The organism is Sphingomonas bacterium, from assembly GCF_903644135.1.
Lineage (GTDB): Bacteria > Pseudomonadota > Alphaproteobacteria > Sphingomonadales > Sphingomonadaceae > Sphingomonas.
Genome location: NZ_CAHJXA010000171.1, coordinates 1 through 6,058, shown reverse-complemented (window position 1 = coordinate 6,058; position 6,058 = coordinate 1). Strand labels below are relative to the sequence as shown.

At 68.3% G+C, this 6,058-nt stretch carries 6 protein-coding genes and 1 pseudogene; 3 read left to right on the top strand and 4 right to left on the bottom strand.

All coding sequences use genetic code 11. The features are described 5' to 3' along the window. The 4 genes and pseudogenes from HUU96_RS09890 to HUU96_RS09875 form a co-directional block, all read right to left on the bottom strand. Nucleotides 1-204: pseudogene (locus tag HUU96_RS09890) on the bottom strand (polyprenyl synthetase family protein); the annotation flags it as partial. A 4-nt stretch (nt 205-208) separates the two neighbouring features. Next, nucleotides 209-448, bottom strand: coding sequence for an exodeoxyribonuclease VII small subunit (locus HUU96_RS09885; RefSeq protein ID WP_174292645.1), 240 nt, complete (start codon nt 446-448; stop codon nt 209-211). A 111-nt stretch (nt 449-559) separates the two neighbouring features. After that, nucleotides 560-2,878 carry an ATP-dependent Clp protease ATP-binding subunit ClpA gene (gene clpA, locus HUU96_RS09880; RefSeq protein ID WP_174292644.1) on the bottom strand — a complete coding sequence of 773 codons (2,319 nt, stop codon included), beginning with the start codon at nt 2,876-2,878 and terminating at the stop codon, nt 560-562. Between the two features lie 122 nt (nt 2,879-3,000). Beyond that, nucleotides 3,001-3,192, bottom strand: coding sequence for a DUF1192 domain-containing protein (locus HUU96_RS09875; RefSeq protein WP_174292643.1), 192 nt, complete (start codon nt 3,190-3,192; stop codon nt 3,001-3,003). Between the two features lie 49 nt (nt 3,193-3,241). Between HUU96_RS09875 and HUU96_RS09870 the strand changes: the two genes are divergently transcribed. From HUU96_RS09870 to HUU96_RS09860, 3 genes are all read left to right on the top strand, one after another. Further along, entirely contained in the window at nt 3,242-4,273 is a 1,032-nt protein-coding gene (locus tag HUU96_RS09870; RefSeq protein ID WP_254605168.1) for an NAD(P)H-quinone oxidoreductase, read from the top strand. Nucleotides 4,274-4,469: 196 nt separating this feature from the next. Next, nucleotides 4,470-5,150, top strand: a complete 681-nt coding sequence (locus HUU96_RS09865; RefSeq protein ID WP_174292642.1) for a DUF1013 domain-containing protein — start codon at nt 4,470-4,472, stop codon at nt 5,148-5,150. Nucleotides 5,151-5,172: 22 nt separating this feature from the next. Further along, nucleotides 5,173-6,058: MBL fold metallo-hydrolase (locus HUU96_RS09860; RefSeq protein WP_254605167.1), on the top strand; the 886-nt coding region annotated here is incomplete at its 3' end.

The window sequence follows — 6,058 nt, the reverse complement described above, 5'->3', positions numbered from 1 at the left end:
GCATTCGCGATCGACGCCGAGCAGGTCGGCGGTGGCGACCAGCAGCAGCGGCCGCAGCCGCTTGCCGCCGCCGATCGTCGCGTGCCGCATCGCCCGGTACAGGTTGGCGCGGGCGTCGTCGGGCACCGGCAGCAGCCGGTCGAAGCGAGCGTCGATATCGGCCGCGATGTCGGCCATCACCTCATGCAGGCTGGGCTGGTCCATGACCTCAGCCTGCCGCAAAGGGGCGAGTCCCGGCGGGATTGCCTGCGGGGTCCAGCCGGATCGCCTCGATCCGCGCCTGCGCCGTATCCAGCCGCTCGGCGCACAGCGACCGCAGCCGGTCGCCACGCTCGTACAGGTCGATCGCATCCTGCAGGGGGGTGTCTCCGCTCTCCAGCCGCGACACGATCGTCTCGAGTTGCTTCAGCGCTGCCTCGAACGACAGGCTCTCGACCGGCTCTTCCATGCCGCCGCTATGCGACAGCGTCGCGATGCGCGCAAGAACGGCCCTTTACCAACGACCGTGCCGAAGACCTGTCTCGAAACGGCCCGGGAGAGCTCTCCCGGGCCGTTCGGTTCACTTGACCTCGGCGGTCTCGGTCTTGCCACGGCCCTTTTTTGGCTTCTTCGGCGCAGCGGGCTCGATCGCGAAAGATAGCGCGCCGTCCTTGAGCCGCACGGTCACCTCGCCGCCATGGACCAGCTTGCCGAACAGCAGCTCCTCGGCAAGCGGCTGCTTGATCTTCTCTTGGATCAGCCGGCCCATCGGCCGCGCGCCGTAGAGCTTGTCATAGCCCTTCTCGGTCAGCCACGCCTTGGCCTCCTCGTCCAGGTTGATGTGGACGTTGCGATCGGCGAGCTGGAGCTCGAGCTGGAGGATGAACTTGTCGACCACCCGCGCGACGACCTCGGTCGGGAGGTAGCCGAACGGCACGATCGCATCCAGCCGGTTGCGGAACTCCGGCGTGAACATCTTCTGCACCGCCTGCTCGTCCTCGCCCTCGCGCGTCAGGTTGCCGAAGCCGAGCGTCTCGCGCGCCATGTCCGACGCGCCCGCATTGGTCGTCATGATCAGGATGACGTTGCGGAAATCGACGGTCTTGCCGTGCTGGTCGGTCAGGCGGCCATTATCCATCACCTGCAACAGGATGTTGAACAGGTCGGGATGCGCCTTCTCGATCTCGTCGAGCAGCAGGACGCAATGTGGCTGCTGGTCGACCGCATCGGTCAACAGCCCGCCCTGGTCGAAGCCGACATAGCCGGGAGGCGCACCGATCAGCCGGCTCACGCTGTGGCGCTCCATATACTCCGACATGTCGAAGCGCTGGAGCGGGATGCCCATGATCGAGGCGAGCTGCTTGGCGACCTCGGTCTTGCCGACGCCGGTGGGGCCGGTGAACAGATAATTGCCGATCGGCTTCTCCGGATCGCGCAACCCCGCTCGGCTGAGCTTGATCGCGCTCGCCAGCTTCTCGATCGCCGAGTTCTGGCCGAACACGACGCGCTTCAGGTCGGTCTCCAGCGTCGCCAGCGCCAGCTTGTCGTCGGTCGACACGCTCTTCGGCGGGATGCGCGCCATGGTGGCGATCACCGCCTCGATCTCCTTGGGGGTGATCGTCTTCTTGCGCTTGTTGGGGGCGACCAGCATCTGCATCGCGCCGACCTCGTCGATCACGTCGATCGCCTTGTCGGGCAGCTTGCGGTCGTTGATGTAGCGCGCCGACAGCTCCACTGCCGACTTGATCGCGTCGGGGGTATATTTGACGTTGTGGTGGTCCTCGAATGCCGAGCGGAGGCCGGCGAGGATCTTGATCGTGTCCTCGATCGTCGGTTCGTTGACGTCGATCTTCTGGAACCGGCGCAGCAGCGCGCGGTCCTTCTCGAAATGGTTGCGGAATTCCTTGTAGGTGGTCGAGCCGATGCAGCGGATGCTGCCGCCTGACAATGCCGGCTTGAGGAGGTTGGACGCATCCATCGCCCCGCCGCTGGTCGCGCCGGCACCGATCACGGTATGGATCTCATCGATGAACAGCACCGCGTGGGGCAGCTTCTCCAGCTCGTTGACGACCGCCTTCAGCCGCTCCTCGAAGTCGCCGCGATAGCGAGTGCCGGCGAGCAGCGCGCCCATGTCGAGCGAATAGATCACCGCCTCGCGCAGCACGTCGGGCACCTCGCCCTCGACGATCTTGCGCGCCAGACCCTCGGCGATCGCGGTCTTGCCGACGCCGGGATCGCCGACATAGAGCGGATTGTTCTTCGACCGGCGGCACAGGATCTGGATGGTCCGGTCGACCTCCGGCCCGCGGCCGATTAGGGGATCGACCTTGCCGATCTTGGCCTTCTCGTTGAGGTCGACGGTGAACTGCTTGAGCGCGCTTTCCGTCTTGCCCTTCTCCTGTCCCTTGGCGGGTTTCTCCTCCTCGGCACCCTTGGGGGTCGAGGCCTCGGCCGTCGCGCCGCCCTTGCCGACGCCGTGGCTGATGAAGCTGACCGCGTCGAGGCGGCTCATGTCCTGTTGTTGCAGGAAGTAGACGGCATAGCTCTCGCGCTCGCTGAACAGCGCGACCAGCACATTGGCCCCGGTCACCTCGTCGCGCCCCGACGACTGGACGTGCAGGATCGCGCGCTGAACGACCCGTTGAAATCCGCTGGTCGGGGAGGGGTCGGTGGCGGCGTCGACCTTGAGCGCGTCGAGCTCGGTATCGAGGTAATGCGCGACCGTGGTCTTCAGCTCGCCCAGGTCGACATGGCACGCCTCCATCACCTTGGAGGCATGTTCGTCGGCGATCAGCGCCAGCAACAGATGTTCGAGGGTCGCATATTCGTGGCGCCGCGACGAGGCGGCTTCCAGGGCCTTGTGCAGGGTGGTCTCGAGCGCGGGGGCGAAGGACGGCATTTCAGCTTACTCCAGGGGGACCGCAGGGGAAGGCGTTCCCGTTTCAACCTATGTCGTGATCAAGTCGCGCCGCATCAAGCGGGTGACCGATCGCGAAGCCGGCATATTGGGGCGATGCCGTATCACCGCCGGAATAGCGCGTCGGCGCTTGCGCGATGGTTAACGGCGTGTTCAATCTTGCGGCGGGTGCGGCCGATCTCGCCTTCCAGCGTCGCGACGCGCGCGTGAAGTTCGACGACCGAGAACCGGTCGAGGTCCTGGCGGACCAGCTCGGCCAGAACGTCGTCGGGACGCGGAGGGGCGTCGTCATCCATGGGCGCAGCGTTGACCGCGGCCCCGGCGATGTCAATAACCGCGCGACCGATGGGGAGCGACGCCGCGATGGATGCCATTCCCGATACGATCCCCGCCACGATGAAGGCGATCGATCCTGAGGCTCCGGGCGGCCCGGAGGTGCTGGTGTCCGTCAACCGGCCGGTGCCGGTGCCCGCGGCCGGCGAGGTGCTGGTCCGCGTCGCCGCCGCCGGCGTCAACCGCCCCGAGATCATGCAGCGCCAGGGCAGGTACCCGCCGCCGCCGGGCGCGTCGTTGATCCTGGGCATGGAGCTCTCGGGCATCGTCGTGGCGCTGGGCGACGGGGTGGAGCGCGAGGCGCTGGGACAGCCGGTCTGCGCGCTGGTCACCGCCGGCTCCTATGCGCAATATGCCGTCGCGCCTTGGGGCCAGTGCCTGCCGGTGCCCGCCGCGCTGAGCATGGTCGAGGCGGCGGCGATGCCGGAAACGCTGTTCACCGTCTGGACCAACCTGTTCGAGCGCGCCTTTGTCGGGGCGGGCGATAGCGTGCTGATCCATGGCGGCACGTCGGGGATCGGCACCATGGGCGTTGCGTTGTGCGGGTTGTTCGGGGTGACGGCGATCGTCACCGCCGGCTCCGACGAGAAATGCGCCGCCGCCCGCGCGCTCGGGGCGGCCCATGCGATCAACTATCGCACGCAGGATTTCGTCGCGGAGGTCAAGGCCGCGACCGGCGGCAAGGGGGTGACGGCGGTGCTCGACATGGTCGGCGGCGACTATGTGCCGCGCAACCTCCAATGCCTCGCCGACGACGGCCGCCACGTCTCGATCGCGGTGCAGGGCGGGGCGCACGCGACGATCCCGCTGTTCGAGGTCATGCGCCGTCGGCTGACCCTGACCGGCTCGACGCTGCGCCCGCGCGACACCGCGTTCAAGACGCTGGTCGCTGACGAACTGGCGCGAACCGTCTGGCCGCATGTCGAGGCGGGCAGGCTGAAGCCGGTGATCGACAAGGTGTTCGCGCTGGCCGACGCCGCCGACGCGCACCGGCGGATGGAGGCGGGCGAGCATGTCGGCAAGATCGTGCTCAGGGTGGAGTAGCCTCCGTCATGCCGGGCTCGTCCCGGCATCCAGGGCCGCCAGCGGTAAGCTGCTTGGCTCTGGACCCCGGCACAGGGCCGGGGTGACGGAGTGGTCATGGGGTGGCTTGCCCTCCCGCCCAGCCCGTTCTACATCGATCGTTAGCTGCGGCCGCTCCTGACGGGGCGGCCCTTTCTGTTTCTGACGGAGTTTCCCCGTGGCCCAGCCGCTCATGCCCCATGCGACCGCCTCCTGGATGGTCGACCACACCGCGCTCAGCTTCGACCAGATCGCCGAGTTCTGCGGCCTCCACATCCTGGAGGTGCAAGCGATCGCCGACGATACCGCCGCGACCAAGCTGACCGGCCGCGACCCGGTGCGCGCCCATGAGGTGACGCAGGACGAGATCGACCGCGCGCAGGCCGACCCCGAGTATCGCATGAAGATGACCAAGGGACCGGAGCAGGTCCGCCGTACCAAGGGGCCGCGCTACACGCCGGTGTCGAAGCGGCAGGACAAGCCCGATGGCATCGCCTGGATCATCCGCCATCATCCCGAGATCACCGACGGCCAGATCGGCCTGCTGATCGGCACCACCCGCACCACCATCGCCGCGATCCGCGACCGCAGCCACTGGAACATCGCCAACATCACCCCCAAGGACCCGGTGACGCTCGGCCTGACCACCCAGCGCGAGCTGGACGCGGCGGTCGCGAAGGCGGCGAAGGCGGCGGGGATCGAGGCGCAGACCCATGATCCGCGGCTGGAGGGCGACCGCTCGGCGCTGATCGAGCAGCTGCGCGCCGAGCGCGAGGCCGCCGCCCATGCCGCCGAGCATGGCATTGTCGAGGAGGCGGCGGACGCGCGGGCGCTGTTCGGCGATCCGTTCCGCCGCTGAGCCGAAGCCGTAAAGGATCCTGGTGCCGCCATTCGATCGCAATGCGGCCGACGCCACCGGCCTGAGCTACCCGTTCGGCGAGGACGGTCCCGCGCCCGGCGAACTGCTGACGGTCGCGCCGGGGCTGCGCTGGTGGCGGGTGCCGATGCAGGGTCCGCTCAAGCACGTCAACGGCTATGTCCTGGGTGACGTGGGCGAGGTCGCCGTCGTCGATACCGGCATCAACAGCGACGAGGGGCTGGCGGCGTGGCGCGCGTTGATAGCGGGGCCGCTGGCCGGCAGCGCGATCGCCAAGGTGCTGGTCACCCATATGCACCCCGACCATGTCGGCCTGGCCGGCTGGCTGTGCCGCCAGCATGGCGCGCCGTTGCTGATGACGCGCGGCGAGTGGCTGTACGTGCGGATGCTGACCGCCGATCGCCGCGACGACACGCCGCCGGAGATGATCGCCTTCTGGCGCGCCGCCGGTTGGGACGATGCGCAGGTCGAGGCCGCCAAGGCTCATGGCTGGGGCAATTTCGCGCGGCTGGTGGCGCGGCTGCCGCTCGGCTTCGTGCGGCTGGTCGATGGCGACACCGTGCGGCTGGGCGGGGCCGACTGGCAGGTGGTGGTCGGCAGCGGCCACAGCCCCGAACATGCCTGCCTGCTCGACCTCGACCGCCGGGTGCTGATCGCCGGCGATCAGGTGCTGCCGCGGATCAGCTCCAACGTCTCACTGGTGGTGAGCGAGCCGGAAGGCGATCCGCTCGGCGATTGGCTGGCGTCGATCGCCCGCTTCCGGCAGCTGCCCGACGACCTTTTGGTGCTGCCGGGGCATGGCGCGCCGTTCCATGGCCTTCACGCCCGTTTGGACGCTCTGGCGGCGGAGCATTGCCAGCGGCTCGACACGCTGGCTGATCGGCTCGCCG

Excerpts from the sequence above, each read along its gene's own strand:
- HUU96_RS09885 (WP_174292645.1), bottom strand. The coding sequence starts at position 448 with ATGGAAGAGCCGGTCGAGAGCCTGTCGTTCGAGGCAGCGCTGAAGCAA.
- clpA (WP_174292644.1), bottom strand. The coding sequence starts at position 2,878 with ATGCCGTCCTTCGCCCCCGCGCTCGAGACCACCCTGCACAAGGCCCTG.
- HUU96_RS09875 (WP_174292643.1), bottom strand. The coding sequence starts at position 3,192 with ATGGATGACGACGCCCCTCCGCGTCCCGACGACGTTCTGGCCGAGCTG.
- HUU96_RS09870 (WP_254605168.1), top strand. The coding sequence starts at position 3,242 with ATGGGGAGCGACGCCGCGATGGATGCCATTCCCGATACGATCCCCGCC.